This is a genomic window from Paenibacillus sp. 01T431 (assembly GCF_056398625.1).
The window spans coordinates 113,853-133,114 of the sequence record NZ_JBFTPT010000016.1 but is presented as its reverse complement, the minus strand read 5'-3'; the positions used below and the strand labels follow the sequence as shown (position 1 = coordinate 133,114).

At 47.7% G+C, this 19,262-nt stretch carries 16 protein-coding genes; 13 read left to right on the top strand and 3 right to left on the bottom strand.

Annotated features, from left to right (window positions below; genetic code table 11):
* Nucleotides 1-75 precede the first annotated feature (75 nt).
* The 12 genes from AC1DM9_RS26550 (at nucleotide 76) to AC1DM9_RS26495 (ending at nucleotide 14,531) form a co-directional block, all read left to right on the top strand.
* A complete protein-coding gene (locus AC1DM9_RS26550) occupies nucleotides 76-1,461 on the top strand; it encodes an NCS2 family permease (protein ID WP_477510445.1) in 1,386 nt (461 codons plus the stop codon).
* A gap of 169 nt (nucleotides 1,462-1,630) precedes the next feature.
* A complete protein-coding gene (locus AC1DM9_RS26545) occupies nucleotides 1,631-2,392 on the top strand; it encodes a 5-oxoprolinase subunit PxpA (RefSeq protein ID WP_477510446.1) in 762 nt (253 codons plus the stop codon).
* 2 nt (nucleotides 2,393-2,394) lie between these two features.
* Nucleotides 2,395-3,150 (top strand): 5-oxoprolinase subunit PxpB, encoded by a 756-nt coding sequence (gene pxpB / locus AC1DM9_RS26540; RefSeq protein ID WP_477510498.1) that lies wholly within the window; start codon nucleotides 2,395-2,397, stop codon nucleotides 3,148-3,150.
* Entirely contained in the window at nucleotides 3,147-4,175 is a 1,029-nt protein-coding gene (locus AC1DM9_RS26535; protein WP_477583069.1) for a 5-oxoprolinase subunit C family protein, read from the top strand. The genes pxpB and AC1DM9_RS26535 overlap by 4 nt, the downstream gene beginning before the upstream one ends.
* Nucleotides 4,176-4,276: 101 nt before the next feature.
* Nucleotides 4,277-5,044 carry a DeoR/GlpR family DNA-binding transcription regulator gene (locus tag AC1DM9_RS26530; protein WP_477583067.1) on the top strand — a complete coding sequence of 256 codons (768 nt, stop codon included), beginning with the start codon at nucleotides 4,277-4,279 and terminating at the stop codon, nucleotides 5,042-5,044.
* Between the two features lie 187 nt (nucleotides 5,045-5,231).
* On the top strand, nucleotides 5,232-6,086 hold the full coding sequence (locus tag AC1DM9_RS26525; protein WP_477583065.1) for a DMT family transporter: 855 nt from the start codon (nucleotides 5,232-5,234) through the stop codon (nucleotides 6,084-6,086).
* A 44-nt stretch (nucleotides 6,087-6,130) separates the two neighbouring features.
* Nucleotides 6,131-7,093: a metallophosphoesterase family protein gene (locus AC1DM9_RS26520; protein ID WP_477583063.1), complete on the top strand. Its 963-nt coding sequence runs from the start codon at nucleotides 6,131-6,133 to the stop codon at nucleotides 7,091-7,093.
* 354 nt (nucleotides 7,094-7,447) lie between these two features.
* Nucleotides 7,448-9,097, top strand: coding sequence for a type 2 periplasmic-binding domain-containing protein (locus AC1DM9_RS26515; RefSeq protein ID WP_477583061.1), 1,650 nt, complete (start codon nucleotides 7,448-7,450; stop codon nucleotides 9,095-9,097).
* 78 nt (nucleotides 9,098-9,175) lie between these two features.
* Nucleotides 9,176-10,081 carry an ABC transporter permease gene (locus AC1DM9_RS26510; protein WP_054027178.1) on the top strand — a complete coding sequence of 302 codons (906 nt, stop codon included), beginning with the start codon at nucleotides 9,176-9,178 and terminating at the stop codon, nucleotides 10,079-10,081.
* 29 nt (nucleotides 10,082-10,110) lie between these two features.
* A complete protein-coding gene (locus tag AC1DM9_RS26505; RefSeq protein WP_256711070.1) occupies nucleotides 10,111-10,974 on the top strand; it encodes a carbohydrate ABC transporter permease in 864 nt (287 codons plus the stop codon).
* 44 nt (nucleotides 10,975-11,018) lie between these two features.
* Nucleotides 11,019-13,334 carry a helix-turn-helix domain-containing protein gene (locus tag AC1DM9_RS26500; RefSeq protein ID WP_477583059.1) on the top strand — a complete coding sequence of 772 codons (2,316 nt, stop codon included), beginning with the start codon at nucleotides 11,019-11,021 and terminating at the stop codon, nucleotides 13,332-13,334.
* Between the two features lie 57 nt (nucleotides 13,335-13,391).
* Nucleotides 13,392-14,531, top strand: coding sequence for a glycoside hydrolase family 88 protein (locus AC1DM9_RS26495; protein ID WP_477583057.1), 1,140 nt, complete (start codon nucleotides 13,392-13,394; stop codon nucleotides 14,529-14,531).
* A gap of 43 nt (nucleotides 14,532-14,574) precedes the next feature.
* Here AC1DM9_RS26495 and AC1DM9_RS26490 read toward each other — a convergent pair whose 3' ends face one another.
* The 3 genes from AC1DM9_RS26490 to AC1DM9_RS26480 all read right to left on the bottom strand — a co-directional run bounded on the left by AC1DM9_RS26490 (nucleotide 14,575) and on the right by AC1DM9_RS26480 (nucleotide 17,124).
* On the bottom strand, nucleotides 14,575-15,519 hold the full coding sequence (locus AC1DM9_RS26490) for a proline dehydrogenase family protein (RefSeq protein WP_477583055.1): 945 nt from the start codon (nucleotides 15,517-15,519) through the stop codon (nucleotides 14,575-14,577).
* 100 nt (nucleotides 15,520-15,619) lie between these two features.
* Entirely contained in the window at nucleotides 15,620-16,696 is a 1,077-nt protein-coding gene (locus tag AC1DM9_RS26485) for a phosphodiester glycosidase family protein (RefSeq protein ID WP_339206941.1), read from the bottom strand.
* Complete coding sequence (locus AC1DM9_RS26480; protein ID WP_339206942.1) at nucleotides 16,693-17,124, bottom strand: hypothetical protein; 432 nt, start codon at nucleotides 17,122-17,124, stop codon at nucleotides 16,693-16,695. The genes AC1DM9_RS26485 and AC1DM9_RS26480 overlap by 4 nt, the downstream gene beginning before the upstream one ends.
* Before the next feature lie 262 nt (nucleotides 17,125-17,386).
* On the opposite strand from AC1DM9_RS26480, the gene AC1DM9_RS26475 reads away from it, so the two are divergent.
* The gene (locus AC1DM9_RS26475) at nucleotides 17,387-19,144 is read left to right on the top strand and encodes a stalk domain-containing protein (protein ID WP_477583053.1); all 1,758 of its coding nucleotides are present in this window, start codon (nucleotides 17,387-17,389) and stop codon (nucleotides 19,142-19,144) included.
* Nucleotides 19,145-19,262 lie beyond the last annotated feature (118 nt).

The window sequence follows — 19,262 nt, the reverse complement described above, 5'->3', positions numbered from 1 at the left end:
AGAAATGCGATCTATTGCATTTTTACTAGGCTTCTTTGTTTGTTCCACCACATTTTTGGGAGGTTTGTAATCAAAATGGAACGTTTCTTTCGCTTAAAGGAACACGGAACAAATGTCAGAACAGAGATTATGGCGGGGCTGACGACTTTCATGACGATGGCTTACATATTAGCCGTCAATCCAATCATACTAACGCCAGCTGGCTTGGATTGGACAGCCGTGTTTCTTGCAACGGCACTAGCAGCAGGTATCTTCACTATCGCGATGGGCTTGTTCGTTAACTTCCCAGTTGCGCTAGCACCAGGTATGGGTCTTAATGCGTATTTTGCATCGGTCGTTATCGCATCGGCGTCAACGGACGCACCGATCTCACCAGCAATGGGACTAACCGCGGTATTTATTTCAGGTATTATCTTTATCATATTGACGCTTACCCAAATTCGCCAAATGCTTATCACAGCTGTTCCAGACAGCTTGAAGCATGCGATTACAGTCGGTATCGGCTTGTTCATCACCATTATCGGCTTGAAAAACAGCGGTATTATGACAATCGCAGTATCAAGCTTCACAGACATTGAAGCAGGTAAATTCACACCAGTGGGCGGCTCCGAAACCGTTATTCAACTGGGAAGCTTCCATAATGAAACGGTTGTACTTACCGTGATTGCATTGCTTCTTATTGGCGTGCTGATGGTACTGCGTGTACCGGGAGCGCTTTTGTTCGGTATTCTTGGTACGACTGTTATTGCTATTCTAATGGGTCATGTTGATGTGAAAGCAGCATTCACTGGTCAAACATGGGTGCCTGATTTCTCCAAAATGAACTTCTGGCATTTTGACTTTGCAGGCGTATTTGAAGTCGGACTGGTAACGGTTATCCTGACATTTACCTTCGTCGAAATGTTCGATACGTTCGGTACGCTTGTTGGTACAGCAAACCGTGCGGGCTACATGAAGGACGCTGAAAAGGGCAAAAAACGTGTAGGTAAAGCGATGTTCGTTGATGCGATCGGCGTCAGCGGCGGCGCGGTGCTTGGTACAAGTACAGTTACCGCATTCGTAGAAAGCTCTGCAGGTATTGCGCAAGGCGGACGTACGGGCCTAACGGCAGTAACGACAGGCGTTTGCTTCCTGCTTGCTATCTTCTTGTCTCCAATCGTTGCGCTTGTTCCAGGCGCAGCTACAGCTGCTGCACTAATTATCGTAGGCGTGCTGATGATGCAATCCGTAAAAGATATCGATTTTTCAGATATGGTTTATGCGATTCCATCCTTCTTGACACTTGCACTTATGCCGCTTACTTACAACATTGCAAACGGTATTTCGTTCGGTATCGTATCGTACGTATTGCTTGCAACGGTTGCTAATGTAACAGGCAAAGGCAAATACAAGGTTCACTGGCTCATGTGGATTCTAGCGGTGCTTATCATTGGCCGTTACGTATTTATGGGCGGGGAATAAACAAATATTATGGAAGAAGCAGCGCTGGACCGGCGCTGCTTCTTTTTTTTGTAGTTTAGCCTTATGGTGGAGAGACGCAGAGGATAGGGCTGCTTATTTTCGAGCTGAAATTTGATATAATTTTGGAAATAGAGCTGGCTTTGGCAGGCGAGCAGACGGGGGAGAGCATATGTTTCGCGTGGATTTAAACTGCGATATGGGTGAAGGTTTTGGGGTTTACACAGCTGGCCTCGATAACGAGCTGATGAAATATATTACTTCGGCGAATATCGCTTGCGGTTTTCACGCTGGGGATGCAGCGACAATACGGCGCACGGTTAAGCTGGCGCTAGAGAATGATGTAGCCATTGGAGCGCATCCAGGGCTTCCGGATTTGGCAGGCTTCGGTCGAAGGATGATGGCCATAACGCCGGAGGAGGCATATGAGCTGACGGTATATCAGCTGGGTGCGGTGTATGCTTTTGCTAAATCAGAAGGTGGAAGCGTCGCACATGTGAAACCGCATGGCGCTTTGTATAATATGGCTGCGAAGAGCAGACCGTTAGCTGACGCGATAGCAGAGGCAATATATAAGGTTAATCCGAGTCTGATGCTGTTCGGATTAGCGGGCAGTGAGCTTATTCACGCAGGCGAGGATATAGGCTTGCGTACAATCCATGAAGTATTCGCAGACCGAACGTACGAGTCGGACGGCTTACTAACGCCGCGAGGGACGGAAGGTGCTGTTATTGTTGATCCTGTTCGCGCTGCAGAGCAAGCGATAAGGATGATCAGAGATGGCGAGGTTAATACAAGGCAGCATCATAGCTTTATTTTGAAGGCGGATACGGTATGCGTGCATGGGGATACGCCAGGCGCAGTAGAGCATGTCATAAGACTGCGGGCGGCATTAGAGGCAGCGAGCATATCTGTTCAGAAGGCGGGTGTATGAGCATGGAGAAGGCTGCAACGGAACCTCAGGCTCCTATTGAAATGCTGCCGCTTGGTGACTCTGCCGTTATTATTCGTTTAGGCAGCTCCATTGACGAAGAAACGAACCGAACGGTCATGAATTTAAGCCGCCATTTGGAGTGGAAACCATTTGCTGGGTTCATTGAATGCGTCCCATCCTTTGTCTCGGTGGCGATCCACTATGACCCGCTGCTGGTGAAGAGAAGCCGCACTGCAGCCGAGCTTCAGCATGCTACAATCTTTGAAACGGTATGCGCTAGAGTGCAGACGTACCTATCTCTAGAGCAGCTGCACTCTTCCGATCAGGCGGATAGAACGATTGAAATTCCGGTTTGCTATGGCGGAGAGTACGGTCCTGACCTTAGCCTAGTTGCTGAGCTTAACGGACTTCCGGAGGAGGAAGTGATCGCTATACATGCTGGTGGCAGCTACTTGGTCCATATGCTCGGCTTTGCGCCAGGCTTTCCTTATTTGGGAGGAATGTCTGAGCGGATTGCCGCACCAAGACATCAGACGCCTCGGACGATCATTCCTCAGGGCAGCGTCGGCATAGCTGGCATGCAAACGGGCATATATTCGGTTGCAACGCCGGGCGGCTGGCAGCTGATCGGCAGAACGCCGCTTGCTCTATTTCGTCCTCAGGACGAAATTCCAAGCTTGCTTAGACCGGGGGACTTGATTAGGTTTAAGCCGATAACGGAGCGGCAGTACAAGCTTTATTTAGAAGGTGAATTATGACTATAAAAGTTGTTCGTCCCGGCTTGCTCGTTACTGTACAAGATCTCGGAAGGCATGGGTATCAAAAATACGGCGTAGTCGCCGGCGGGGCTATGGATACGGGAGCTTCGCGTGCGGCTAATCTGTTAGTCGGCAACGAGGATAGTGAGGCAGTGCTGGAAATTACGCTTACCGGAACGGAGCTCTTTATGGAGAAGGATACGCTGCTCGCTATTTGCGGCGCGCGTATGTCTGTTACCGCTGGAGGTGAGACGCTGCCCTTATGGAGACCAGTACTCGTTCGCGCGGGAATGAGCGTGAAATTCGGAGCTTGCCAATCGGGCTGCCGCTCCTATCTTGCAGTTGCGGGCGGACTTGATGTACCGGAGGTCATGGGAAGCAAAAGTACGTATCTGCGCGGCGCAATCGGAGGTTATTTCGGAAGGGCATTAAAGTCAGGAGATGTACTGGCAGCAAAGGCGCCGAGCCTGCTGTCAGAGCGAATGGAGCATGCTTTGCGCCTGGGATGGAATGGCAGCTTCGTTGTGCCTCAATGGCATGCGAGTCATTTTGCGATAGCGGACAATCTAGCGGACCCGATCATTCGCGCGATGACGGGCACGCATTACGAGCTGTTTACAGAGACAAGCCGGGCGAGCTTATTTAGCCAGAGCTTCCAGATTTCCGCACAGTCCGATCGAATGGGATACCGGCTCGAAGGAACAGAGAAGCTGACGCTCGCGAAGCCGCTTGAGCTGCTTTCGGAGGCTGTCGCAAACGGAACGGTCCAAGTACCGGCTGGCGGAGAGCCGATCGTGCTGCTGGCGGACAGACAGACAACGGGTGGTTATCTACGTATTGCGCAAGTCGCAACGGTCGATATTCCTGTTTTTGCACAGCTAAAGCCCGGCGACCGTTTTCGGTTCGAGAGGATCACGCAGCAAGAAGCGGAACAGCTTTATTTGGACAGCGAGCGTGACATGAGAATGCTTAAAGCCGCTATTGCATTAAAATTTAATGCCGCGAATGAAAGGGATACAAGATGAACACTGCTCTTAGCGGCTGAGCCTCTTTCCTTGATTTATGGTAGACTACTAATCAAGAAGCAGGAATTACCGGAAGGCACGGCATAGAGGAGTGATAGCAATTGTTCGCACAGCAGCGGCATCAATTAATTATCCAAAAAATAAATAGCGACAAATCGATTCGAGCGTCGGAGCTTATGGAATCGTTTGGTGTCTCTTTTGAAACGATAAGGCGCGATCTAGAGCATTTGGAGAACCTAGGCTTATTGCAGAGGGTTCATGGCGGTGCGATTTTAAAAGAGCCGGATTACAGCCGGGAAATCCCGCTGCCGATTCGTGAATCGATTTACTTAACGGAGAAGACGGAATTGTCGCAGCTCGCCATTCGATATGTAACGGAAGGAATGTCCATCGCACTTGATGTAAGCACAACCAATACTCAGATTGCGAAGATGCTCAAGACAAAGTTCGAGCGATTGACGATTATTACGAATTCCTTGCCAATCGTAAATGAATTAATCGATGTCCCCGGTTTTACGCTGATCATGATCGGAGGCATTATCCGCCAAGCAGAACAGAGCATTATCGGAGACTTGGCTGAAGAATTCGCTTCCCGCTTTCATGCAGACTTGTTTTTTATGAGTATGAGCGGAGTTACATTGGACGAAGGCATTACTGACAACGCGATTGGTGAAGTACAGGTGAAGAAGATTATGCAAGCAAACGCAAAAAGCACGATCGCGCTTGCCGACAGCAGTAAATTTGATCAAGTCTCCCTGCTCAAGGTGTGCGGTTGCGCGGATGTAGAACGTTTCGTTACAGATTCGAAGATCGGCCTTGATCTAGTCGATAAATATAAACAGAGCGGAATTGAGATTGTTTATAAGTAGAGATGAATAATAAAGGGGACTTTGACTGTCCTAAAGACTCTTGGTTATATACCAAGGGTCTTTTTTTGCTTTCTAATGAAAAGTATATATTAAGATATTGTAAACGTGTGTGTTTGTGTGATATTGTGTTGGAATATGTGGAACTGATAGTTGAATCTAAATGTGGATCGATGGAGGTGTTTCTTAATTGATTGTTATTTCTCTTATTCTTGTCTTGTGTTCCGGTTTGGCGCATGCGGTGTGGAATATGCTAGCTAAGCAAAGTACGGATAAAGCGTTGTTCTTATGGGTGATTTATATGCCTGCGACTATTGTTTTGCTTCCGACACTCATTAATGAACTTTTGAGTGCGTCCCTATCGCAGACACAGTGGCTGTTAATCGGGGCATCGTTAATGATGCAAAGCGTTTATTCGCTGCTGCTCGCTTACACCTATAATGCTGGAGATTTATCGCAAGTGTATCCGATCATGCGGGGGACACCAACCTTGCTTATCCCAGCCATCGGCGTATTGCTATTAAAAGAGACATTGCCTTTGTGGGGCTGGATCGGACTCAGCTTTATGCTGATCGGGTTCATCGTCATGATCGGAAGATCTTCGGGCAAAGGGCATCAGCAGTCTTTCTATAAGCCTGTACTGCTGGCGATGAGCGTTGGGCTATGCATTACCACTTACACGCTTATCGATAAAGTGAATTTACAGCATCTTTCTCCCCTTGCGCTGCTTGAGGTGACGAATATCGGTTTTGTACTCGGACTGACGCCTGCTGTTCTTCGCTCTAAACGGCTTAAGCATGTTATTCGCACTCATATTAATATTATCTGGATTGGTGCTATCTTGTCTCCGGGCTCGTACTTGTTGTTTTTGTTTGCAGCCAGAAATGCCAATATTTCTACAGTTGCGCCTATGCGCGAGGTGGGAATCGTGTTTGGCACGCTCCTTGGTCTATTTGTATTAAAAGAGTCGCAAGGGACTCGCAGAATTACGGCTTCGATCGCTGTAGTTATGGGCATCATTATGATTGCGTCATCAGGGCATTAAACAATAGCACCTGAATACCTAATGGAGAGGGAGTAAGGATAAAGATGGAAAACGCCAAAAAGCTTCGTTTTCGCAAAGACGGCACTTTTACAATTGTCCAGTTCACAGATATTCATTGGCAGGACGGATCGGACTTAGATTTGCGTTCCAAGGCTACGATGGAGCTTGTACTTGAGGCTGAACAACCGGATTTTGTTATGTTTACAGGAGATGTCATTTTCACGGGCAGAGGTTCAGACGGGGCAGTCTTATGCCAAGATCCGCTTCAAGCGTTTCGGGACGCGGTTGCCGCTGCCGAGCAGAGAGGCATTCCGTGGGGAATCGTATTCGGCAACCACGATACGGAGAACGATATTACCCGCGATGACCTGATGGGCGAGGTGCTAAAGCACGCTCATACGTTTGCCGAGCCAGGACCGCGGGATATCCATGGCACAGGCAACTATGCGTTACCTGTACTTGGGTCTGACAACGATCAAGCGGCCGCTGTGCTTTACTGCCTGGACTCCGGCGATTATTCCAAGCTGCCTGGCGTACCCGGCTACGATTGGATTCAGCATGATCAAGTGCAGTGGTACATGGAGCAATCCAAGGAGTGGAAAGCTCGTCATCAGGGCGCTGCATTGCCGGCACTCGCATTCTTTCATATCCCTCTGCCTGAATACCAAGAAGTGTGGGACCGGGAAGTGTGCTATGGCCATAAACATGAGGGGGTATGCGCCGCGCAGACGCAAGCAGGTTTCTTCTCAGCGATGTTGGCACAGGGAGACGTGATTGCAACTTTTTGCGGCCATGACCACACGAACGACTATTGGGGAGAGCTTTACGGGATTCGTCTTTATTACGGACGAGCAACAGGATACAACACTTACGGCAAGGATGGTTTCCCGCGGGGTGCCCGCGTGATCCGCTTGACCGAAAACGAACGGAAAGTGGAATCATGGCTGCGTCTTGATGACGGCACGGTCGCCCTGCATCAGCCGGAGCATCAGCCGGAAATCGGTTAATACAAGCACTTATAATTAAATAGCCCGAAGAAGCAAAGATGTCCCGAATATTCTTAGGAATCCGGGACATCTTTTTTTTGCGGAAATCATTTCTATTCATGTTCTGGTAGAGGAATTTCCGGGCCTCGGGCCGAACCCGATGAGGTTGAAATAAGGCGTCGCAACAGCATTGTTTAAAGGTTTTCTACAAAAAAGGATATCGTGTAAAGAATCGCAAATCGCTGTTTGTACAAAAATGAATACCGTTATAGCAATTGAAAATGTACGGGGCTGCTATTATCCATTAGATTGGGATTAAGGCGAGCCGGCAACCGGCAGGCGTCTCATAAATAAATTCGTAAAGGGGAGTCACGCATGAAAAAAAGTATATTTACTAGAATTGCTCTTCTGCTTGCCATCGTGTTGATGTTCGGAGGAATTGCAACGGCTTGCTCCAGCGGCAAGTCAGAACAACCCGCTAACAACGCGGCATCCGGCAACGGAGCGAAAGAAAATGCGGGGAAAGGTGATAAATCGGCTGAACCTGTAAAGCTAAAGCTCTGGCATCCTTTAAATCCTAATGCGCAAGCCGTCGTTCAAAGCTTAAGCGATGTAGCGATGGTAAAGGAATGGGAGAAAAAGACGAATGTGAAATTTGACTTTGAACATCCGACGGGCACGGGTGCCGATGCTCAGCAGCAATTCGGCGTGATGGTAGCTTCCAATGTGCTTCCGGACTTGATTGTGTGGAACATGTCCAACTTCCAAGGCGGTCCAGCCAAGCTGTTTCAGGATGGAACGATCATTAAATTAAACGATCTTATTGATCAGCACGCACCGAATTTGAAAAAAATTCTCGAAGAATATCCGCTTATCGCCAAGCAAATTAAAGCGGATAACGGGGATATTTACGTATTCCCTAACCTGAAGGTTGGCGATCACGGCAAATACAAAACGTTCTCCGGCCAGATGATACGGAAGGATTGGCTCGATGAGCTGGGCTTGCAGCTGCCCGAAACGATCGACGAATGGGAGATTGTTCTAAAAACGATTAAAGAGAAAAAAGGTGTCATTCCATATACGTCCGAGAAAGACATGCTTCTAGGATCAAAAAGCTCGATGGACTTTATCGGGGCATACGGCATCGGCAAAGATTTTTATCTGAATGGCGACAAAATCGAGTATGGGCCGCTTCAGCCTGCATTTAAGGACTACTTGGCGCGTATGCAAAAATGGTATAAAGAGGGTTTGATTGATCCGGACTATGCTTCCAACGACAACAAAGCGAAGGAAGCGAAGATCACTTCAGGCAAGGCAGCCGCTACCTTCGGTTACATTGGCGGCAGCATGGGCGCATGGCTTCCTTCCTTGCAGCAGGATGATCCGAAGGCGATGCTTTCCGCAGTTCAATATCCGGTAATGAATAAAGGAGATGAGCCTAAATTTACGGAAACCGGCTGGGATTACAGCAATACGGGAGCCGTCATCACAAGCGCAAACAAAAATCCGGAAGCTACGATTAAGGCCCTTGATTATTTGTTCAGCGAAGAAGGCGCTATGCTGAAAAACTTCGGTATTGACGGCACAACGTATACGCTGGTGGATGGCCAGCCTAAATTTACGGATTTGATCATGAAAAATCCGGACGGACTGCCGATCGGCCAAGCGATGGCGAAAAACTTCATTGCGAACTATCCGTTCCCGGGTCCGGACGATGACCGTTATAATGACCAATACTATTCGCTCGACGCCCAGAAGGAAGCAGTAAAAGCGTATGCCAAATTCGCGAAAAACTCTGCCTCCGTTCTCATTCCTCCCGTTTCCTTGACGCCGGAGGAAGCAAGCGAATTCAGTAAAATCATGACGGATGTGGATACGTATCGTTCAGAGATTGTCACGAAACTGATTATGGGCACCTCTAGTTTGGACAGCTTCGATAAAGCGATCGAGCAGTTTAAGAAAATGGGAATCGAGCGCGCGATAGAAATTCAGCAAGCCGCTTTCGACCGTTTCAACAAACGTTAAACCGATTGAAGGAAGGGGGGAACACACTCCCCTTCCTTTAAAAATCAATTTCGGTGGAAAGAGAGTGCACCTGCGATGATGAGAAAACTAGCTAACGATCTTGTGAGAAATAAAGCCATCTATTTTATGGTGCTGCCAGTTGTTTTGTATTATTTTATTTTCAAATATCTTCCGATGTACGGTTCGATTATTGCCTTTAAGGATTTCAGCATTGCCAAGGGTGTATGGGGAAGCCCATGGGTTGGCCTTGACAATTTCAAGGACTTTTTTGACAGCATCTACTTTTGGCGGGTGCTGCGCAATACGCTGCTGCTAAGCTTCTATCAGCTCTTGTTTGGTTTTCCAGCGCCGATTATTCTTGCTATTTTGCTCAATGAAATCCGTTTGAAGCTGTTTAAAAACGTCGTTCAAACGGTCGTCTATCTACCTCACTTTGTATCGCTCATTGTCATTTGCGGACTCATTCTCGATTTTACGAACCGTGATGGGATTATTAGTACGATGATCGAATTTTTCGGGGGCGAACGCACTACTTTGCTTGGCGATGCCGCTAACTTTCGGTTCATATATGTATTCTCCAGCATATGGCAGGAGCTTGGCTGGTCGTCTATCATCTTCTTGGCGGCGCTCAGCGGCATTAATCCCGAGCTCTACGAAGCGGCCAGAGTCGATGGTGCCGGGAGGTTTAGGCAAATGTGGAGCATTACGCTTCCGGGATTGATTCCAATCATTATGATTTTGCTCATTCTTAGAATCGGAGGACTGATGGATATCGGATTTGAGAAGATTATATTGCTCTACAATCCGAATACCTATGAGACTGCGGATATTATCTCCTCCTTTGTGTACAGGAAAGGGCTTGCGGAAGGCCAGGACTACAGCTTTACTTCTGCCGTCGGCTTGTTTCAAGCGGGCATCAACTTTGTTTTGCTCATCAGCGCCAACTGGTTTTCCCGCCGGGTATCCGGGAACCGATTATGGTAAGGGGGAATGGGAACTTGAAAAATAATACGATGACAGACCGCACATTTGATATATTGAACGCCATTCTCATGCTTTTGCTTATCGTCGTCACCATTTATCCTTTTTATCATGTCGTAATGGCTTCCTTAAGCGACTCTAATCGATTGATTGCACATCAAGGCATGCTCCTAGGTCCGCTTGGATTTAGCTGGGAGGCTTACTCCCGCGTGCTCGACAATCCGAATATATTCAGCGGATACCGGAATACGCTCCTGATCCTCTTCTCTGGAACGCTGTTTAACTTGTTTTTCACGGCGCTTGGCGCCTACGGCTTGTCCCGTAAGTTCATGCTGCGCAAACCGATTATGATCGCTATCATATTTACGATGTATTTTAGCGGCGGACTGATTCCCACTTATTTATTGATCAACAATTGGCTGCATATGGGCAACAGCTTGCTGGCGTTAATCGTGCCGGTCGCAATCAGCACATGGAATCTGATCATCATGCGCACCTCCTTCGAGGCGATTCCCGAGAGCTTGATCGAATCTGCCAAAATAGATGGCTCCGGGGAGTTCGGCATTTTGTTCAAAATCGTCGTCCCGCTTTCCATGCCGATTATCGCGGTTATGATTCTTTACTACGGCGTTGCCCACTGGAATTCTTGGTTCAATGCGATGTTGTTTATCCGTGACCGTGAATTATTTCCGCTGCAGATCATTTTACGAGAAATATTGGTTATTAACGATACGAGCTCCATGCAGCTGGGAGACGCGATGGCGGATCAAGAAGGAATCAGGGAAAGCATCAAATATGCCACGATTATGGTTGCGACGCTTCCGATATTGCTGGTGTATCCGTTTCTGCAAAAGTTTTTCGCGAAGGGCGTTATGATCGGTGCGGTAAAAGAGTAGTTGGTATATACTCGGAGTATAATTCTCTGGCGGTGGATGCTCATATGAAACGCAAGGTTTATAAGTTTTGGCTGTACTCGTATTTATTTGTTTTATTTATTCCAATCCTTATTACCTTGATCGTCCTGCTGCAATCACAAGAAATGCTGGTCAAGGAAGTGCGCAGAGCTAACGACACGCTCCTCGATCAGGTTCGGCAATTAGTGGACAATCAGATCACTGATATTCGCAGGTTAGGCACGCAATTATCGTTTGACCCGAAAGTCATGACGTATTTAAACCGTGAAACGTTGGATACGGCGGAAGCCAGGTTCGGCACGATGGAAATGATCTCGAGCCTTCAGTCTTATACGATTGCCAACGGCAATATAACCGATGCCTATATCTATCTCAAGAACAAAGAATATGGGATAACGACAACGACGTTCATGCCGGCAGACGATTTGTATTCCGTGCTCCATAAGGCATCGGGAAAAAGCTTTGCGGAATGGACAGAGTGGCTCCGGGCGAGCCATGCTGGTCTTTTCGTTACATTAAATGAAGGCGCCAAACAAACGGAAAACTCGCTCGTTTACGTGCAATCCTTGCCTATTCAAGAGATTAAAGCTGCCCCTGCGACTCTTGTTGTGCTGCTCAATCAGGATCGGCTCAAGCAAGCGATTTCGAAAGTCGGTCTAGCAACCGAGGGTTCGGTTTATATCCTCGATCGCGAGGGCCATCCCATCATGATTACTGGCCCTCAGACTGGACTGGCTGAGCTGCCGATACCGAAAATGAGCAATCAACGCGGTTTTCTTACGGAACTAGTGGACGGCAACGATGCGGCCATATCTTATGTGAAGTCGGATACGACGAATTGGACCTATATTTCGGTTTTGCCGGAGCAAGTGTATTCCGCTAAAGTGAAGCTGCTGAAAAATTTGATTTATATTGCGATGCTGCTTTGCATCGGACTGGGCGGACTTAGCGCCTTTTGGCTTACGCGAAGAAATTATGCCCCTATTCAAAATATGATGAATTTTGTTTCAACAAAGGTCAAAACAAACATGATGAATATGCCGAACGAATTTGCGGTTCTGCAATCGTTTATGACCGACAGCGCAGCCATCCAAGATGAAGCAAGTAGAAAGCTGCTTGAGCAGCATCAAGTTCTGCGCAACCAATTTTTGGCCCGACTGTTGAAAGGCCGGGTGGATATGAGCTCCGCACTGCCGCAAGCCATTGAATCGTTTGATTTTCGGTTCGAGACAGACCGGTTTGCCGTCTTGCTACTGCAGATCGAAGACTATGAACGGCTGTTTCAGGCGAATCAAGAAATGGATGCGGAGAGGAAGCTTCAATTCGTTTACCTGATCGTTACGAACATTTTTGAGGAGCTGTTATCCGCAGACCATCGCACTTATTTCACGGAAGTTGACGGCATGATTGCTTGCGTTGTAAACGTCCTAGGGAAAGAGAAGGAAGCAAAGAAAGAGCTGCTCAAAGTGGCAAATGACGCTAAACGTTTTATTCAAGATAAATTTTTCGTTCGTTTTTCCGTGGGTGTCAGTGATATCCATACGTTTTGGTCGACGCTCCCAAAATGTTACGAGGAAGCGGTCGAGTCTCTGGAATATAAGCTTGTTCTTGGCTCCAACCAAATCATTTCCTATGAATCGATTAAGCGTCCCAAAAATGATTTGTATTATCCGCTCGATACCGAACGTCAATTAATTAACTTGATGGCGGCAGGCAATTACGATGAGGCGGCAGCTGTCCTGCAGCGTATCCTCATTACGAATTTTTCCGAGGGAACGCTGTCCATTCAAATGGGAAAATTGCTGATGTTCGAACTCGTCGGCACGATGCTGAAAGCGGTAGAGCAGCTTCAACTTAGCACGAAAGAAATTATGGTGGAGAAAACGGATTTAATTAAGCAGATTACAGAATGCGAAACCTTCGCAGAGATGGAAGAAGAAATTTTGGACTTCCTAAAGAAAGCCTGTGATTATTTGCAGCAAAAGAAGAAAAGCCATAATACCGATTTGAAGAGCCAAGTTGTCGAGCATGTCCTTCATAACTTGAATGATATGAATATTAGCCTGACGAGCATTTCGCTTGCTTTCGATATTAATCCGACTTACTTATCTCGATTTTTCAAAGAGCAAACCGGAGAGAATCTCGTTGATTTTGTTAATAAGCGGCGTGTTGACAAGGTGAAATCGCTGCTTGCTGAGACCAACCACGCCATTCAAGATATTGCCGAGCAATGCGGCTTTGCAAGCAGCCAATCTTTGCTAAGGGTGTTTAAAAAGTACGAAGGCATAACGCCGGGACAGTATAGGCAGAGTAGGGACGGAAGAGAAGCTCTAGAGCGGTGAGGCTGAGAGCCGTCTTTTATTTTTGAATGATGCCGGAATATGGGGAGGATGAATCCGATGAGCGTATGGCAAACAGCTATTGAGGACGCTTTACAGAAGACGAGGCTCAATATCGGCAAATTTGGCGGTCAATTTCCACATGTCAGCACGGACGGTGGCCGCTCGTATGAGTTGAACGCCAATGAGGATTGGACCGATGGTTTTTGGTCTGGCATGTTATGGCTTTGTTACGAGTACAGCGGCGATGACGCATTTCGGCAAGCGGCAGCCCGAACCGTTGAAAGCTTCCGGGAGCGCTATGAAGCGGACCGGGTGCTGGATCATCATGATATCGGATTTTTGTACTCGCTGTCGGCTAAAGCACAGTGGATCATAGAAAAGGATGAAGCTGCGAGGCAGCTTGCTTTAAGGGCCGCCGACAAACTATTGGCAAGGTGGCGCGAGCCGGGTCAATATTTTCAAGCGTGGGGACCTGCTGGCGACTCTGTAAACGGCGGCCGCATTATTATCGACTGCATGATGAATTTGCCTTTGCTTTACTGGGCCTTCGAGCAGACAGGCGATGAACGGTACCGCCAGGCTGCGGTTCTCCATGCTGACAAGAGCCGACGTTATCTTGTCCGCGGGGATGACTCGTCCTATCATACCTTTCATTTTGATCAAAAAAATGGCGAACCGATCGGCGGCGATACAGCTCAAGGCTACACAAACGGGTCGACGTGGACACGGGGACAAGCATGGGGTGTATATGGATTCGCGCTGTCGTACCGGTATACGAAGGATCGGCTTTACCTAGAGACGTCAAAAAGGCTGGCGCGGTTTTTCTTGAGCCATCTGCCAGAGGATGAAGTTGCTTATTGGGACTTTAATGCGCCTATCGAGGCTGAAACGCCTCGTGACAGCTCGGCTTCTGCCATCTTTTGCGCCGGTTTGTTGGAGCTGCTCGATTTAATGGATGAGAGTGACCGGGAGCGCGCGTATTTCGAACGCAGAATACGGCTTGTGATGGAGTCGCTTGTACTCAATTATTCGACCATCAATGAGCCGAATGTGGATGGCTTGATCAAAAGAGGCTCTTACCATGTTCGAGGCGGATCGTCTCCGGACGATTTTATGATTTGGGGCGATTATTATTATTTGGAAGCTTTGCTTCGCCTAGAGAAGGGGATCAAAGGGTATTGGTACGAAGATCGATAGAAAAAAACAGTCGAGCAGGTAAAGCTATCCTGCTCGACTGTTTTTACTTAGGAGATTCCTTCTTTAGACCGGACATGTTTTTAAGAACGAGCATAAGGTTTGCAGGTTTCTCGGCTAGTCGGCGGGTGAAGTAGGGGTACCACATGGCGCCGTAAGGGACGTAACAGCGGATGCGGTAGCCTTCCTTTGCGAGCTTCGCCTGTTCATTCATGCGGAGGCCGTAGAGCATTTGGAACTCGAAGGCGCTTTTGGCAATACGGTTCGTGCGCGCATAAGCTTTTACCCAGCTAATGATCGTATCATCATGTGAGGCAATGGCGGTATAGATGCCTTTGTCCAAATGAGCCTTGATCATGCCTTTGAAATTGTCGATGACCTCGTTTTTATCTTGATAGGCGACCTCACTCGATTCTTTGTAGGCGCCTTTAACGAGTCGCAAGCTTATGCGTGCTTGAAGCATATCGTTAACATCCTGCTCCGTTCGGAATAGGTAAGCCTGCAGCACGGTGCCGACATTGGTTAAGCCTTCTTTGTGGAGCCTTTTAACGATATCGATTGTAGCTTGCGTGTAAGGCGTATTCTCCATGTCAATTCGAACGAAGTTTCGATGGCGCCTTGCATGCTTGACTACGTCTCGAATGTTGGCGTAACAAGCCGCTTGGTCAAGAGCGAGACCCATTTGAGTAGGCTTCAGCGATACATGAGAATTAGCTTTTCGATCAGCTATGCCTTCGATTAGCTTCAAATATTGATCTCTGTATGCTGATGCCTCGCTTAAGTCCTGTATACCTTCGCCAAGATGGTCAAGCGTTGCCATAATGCCTAGCTTGCCCAGCTTTTCGAGCTCAAGCAAAGCCTCTTCAAGCGTCTCCCCCGCAATAAATCGGCTCGCGAGTTTTTTTCCATACGTAGTTGAAAGCCTTTCTACCAGAGGAATGCCTGTAATCGTCAACAATGATTTGCGGTACCATTTCGATCCAATGCCCATTCGTGCTGCTCCTTTCCGAAGAACAGTAGTAGGGGTCAAAACTTAGGAGTTCGATAATAGTATATTCAGAAATCATCTTCATCGCGCTATGCAGGCCTAATTATTTAAATAACAAAAAGTGCGTCGGCAGCTTGCGAAGCTGTCCGTCGGAAGGCTTATTAATGACTCTTCCGTTAAAAATGAGCGAGGACGAGCCGCCGCCATCAAGGTTGTAGCCGTCAACGGCGCCATAGCGCTGCAGCAATAGCTGCATTTCACCAAGCGTAGCCCCTGAGCTGCCTGATTCGTTGTAGCCGTCAGCTACAAGAAACAGTAGTTGATCATCCTTGAAATTAGCAATGACGGTCCGTGGCGCGCGCTTTGGACTGGTCTGCCATTTGGCTGGGATCGGTTGTGGAGATCCGCCGCGCAGCAGTACAGGAACAAAGGATGCACCGAATTTCGGGTTTTTGGCATCCAGCTGTTGTTTGCTTGCGAATTTTCCTCCGATGAGCTCATTTTGCTCGTTTAAGCCTACAAAAAACAAATCCGCACGCGGCGGTTCGAAGCTTGTCACGTAATCTCCGTCCACAATGGTTGTGCTTAGCGGATATCTTTTGCCTCGTCCATCTGCAAAGCCGCCTGCATTAATGCCGGCAACAGCTCCGTGCCGGGCTACTGCGGCGAGAGTAGTCTCTGCTTGTCCAAGCTCTTCACCGCCGAGCGACATCGTCATCGCATCTTTGCTCTTAAGTTTCACCTTGAGCGCGTACGCCGAGAAGTTTTCTGCTTTTATGTAGAAAAGCTGTGCTCTTAGCTTGTCCGATTCAATCGTGCCGGCGACCTTGCCAAGCTTGCTCGTAATATTGCGGTCGTAAATTTGCAAAGGTCTCATTGCCTGCGATGCAGCCATGGAGGATATCTTTGCCATATCGGCATTCGTTTCTTTGTACAGCTTCAGCTGTCTTTGAATGGACTCTCGTGTTTGTGATGCTGTCTCCTGTGCGAGGTCAAGGCCGGCAGCGGCATGCTTAATATCGGATTCGGGAAGCCTTGTTTGCTCGGTAATGGGCTTTGGAAAGGCTTCAGCAGATAATTGAATAACGATATCGGACAATAACAGCCAGATCATAATGCCTAGAAAAGGTGCACAGGCAAGCAGTGCAGTTCGATTTAACGCTTTGACGGTTATATTCATTTGAGCACGTCCAAGCTCTTCTGCAGCTCATTAAGCTGTTTTTTCACTTCATTCAACTGCGTATACAGCTTGTTGCTGTTGTCCGTTTTGGAAGCGGCGTTGTCCTTCGTGAACGTAAGCAGTTCATTTAGCGCATCGACTTTTGCCTTTAGCTCAGCAAGATCTGCGGTGTAGTCGGTTTCGAGCTTCAGCATGCGAGCCTCATAAGCTTGCTGCATAGCCGCAATTTGGCCAGCGGTTTGCTGCTCCAAGTTTGCGGATAACGTCTGCTGAATCCGTTCGGTATACCATTTGGCGCCCAATATGCCGGAGCATATAATAATGACCCATATGCAGACAAAAAGAAGGAAGGTACGGTTTCCTTTCTTTCTGCGTGTTTTCTTATCGAATTGGCTGGCAGTGCGTTGTTCCAAAATCAAATCACTCATTCTATTCATTCACCTCTCTTGATAGTCACTTGCACGAAAGATCGGATGAACGAACTGCTAGCAAGGGTACATAGATTAGACTTCAATTGCTCCTAAATAGTTGCGGATGTCATCTTATTGTAACAAAGACAAACGTAGATGTCCTTTGCGATATATGGGAATTTCCTGTAAATTTCAAATCGGACCGGAACATTCTCCCTCCTTTCGGCGTCTAACCATAAGGGATGCGGCAGCCGATGCCGCAAATTGGAAGGAGAACAAGATGAAAACACAGAATTGGTTTAAGCAAATGACTAAGCGAGTTCTCATAGCAGGCTTACTCGTTTCGCTGGCAGGTACTGGATTTGGAGTGAAGGAGGAAGCTAATGCAGCTGAGCGTCAACCGATAAAGGTAGAGTTTGTGCATGGTTCGAAAAAAATGACGATAAACGGCAAGGCTCAGCAAATGACAGCGCCGCTGCCGGTAGTAAAGGGAGTTACGATGATTCCTGTTCGGACGATTGCTGCTTCCGTTGGAGCAAGCGTTTATGCTGATAGTAAAGGCACTCATATCGATACTTATTTCAACAAAGTTACACTGAACAATAATATGCGCGGTGCGAATCGCAACGGAAGCTACGTTGTACTGCCAAATGCAGCTACACAAATTAATGGAACGATGCATGTGCCTCTATCAGCAGTCAAGCTGCTGTGGAATGCCACTTATGTGTTTAATGCACAGCTTAAGCAAATTAGCATAACGATTCAGCCGGAGCCAAACGTGCCGCCAGTAGCCCGCTTCGAAGCTCCGTATGAGGTGAAGCTCGGGGAGCCTATCGAATTTAAGGATTTGAGTTACGACCCTGATGGCAAAATCGTGAAGACAGAGTGGACCGGTCGTAAAAGTACATATTTTGAGCCAGGTGTTTATACCGTTACTCAAAGTGTCTACGACAATGATGGCGCACGAAGTGAAGTCGTGTCTCAAGATATTCGTGTAACAGAAGAGGTTATGTATACGCCTTATGAATACTACATGCGTTATGGTAACCCGGGCGATAAATTTGAAGTTGACGGGAAACTGATGAACACCTTCAAAGAGGTGGATACGATTGAATCCAAAGGCGGCCGCACATTGTATATGTCGAATGCGCCGGAGCGTTTCTTTGGAGAAGGTTTGCTGTACGAAGATACTTTGAATGATGCAAGTCGTTTATTCCTTCATCACCGCAACGGCTCAGACGAGCGATTGAAGCTGGCGGTTGTGGTTACGAATAACGAAAGCGAAAGCGTAAAGCTGACGATTGGCAATCGCGGCCTTGCTGGACCAAGCGTTAGTGCAATGCAATTTGGATCGGCTGCAGTGGCTAGATATTTTGCAAGCTCACAGCCGCGCGAGATGATTATTGAGCCTGGCACTTCCGCTGTGCTGCTGCCGGAGCTTGAGAAAATTATTATGAATCCAGACGAAGGTTTCTCGGGCTTGCTTGATGTCGACATGGACGGTAAGCTGACATTTTCCACGATGGCGCTTAAAGTAGACACCGACCCGATTAGTGCAGTGTCTATGGTTACTGAGCTGGAGAAGGTCGGAAATCGCGGCAAGTTCTTCGATACCGATCAATATATTGAAGTGAATGAGAAGGTTGGCGTTACAGAAAGCAAGCTGCGCTTAGGTCAACGTGGCCCTGCTATGGCAGGTGTAGATGCATTGACAGGCGGAATGACAATTAACGGCGGGGAATATGGTGCCGTAACGACGGTCAAGCTCAAAAATGTCGCTTGGGGAACACGGATTATTCTTAATCCTCGAGCGGGAATTTTCCAAGGCGCAGTTAGTGTAAATGGAAAAGTGGTGTACGTCCCTTCAGGCGGTCATGTGAAGGTAGGCGAAGGCGCATTGATCTATACGCAACCGAATCAACCCGCTGGAGCAGCTGGCATGCAGCCTGCGCCAGAAGTAACGATTCAGTATTCATCACCGGGCGCAAGCTCATTACCGATCTTATTCGTATTTTTTCCAGGCTCGGACTTTAAATAACCAATAGAAGGAGGAAACGTCGCTGCCAAGCGATGTTTCCTCCTTTTTTTGTTGTTAGCCCACCTAGTATTGTATAATAGAGATTCATTATCATTTGAACCAACTAGGAGGATGATCA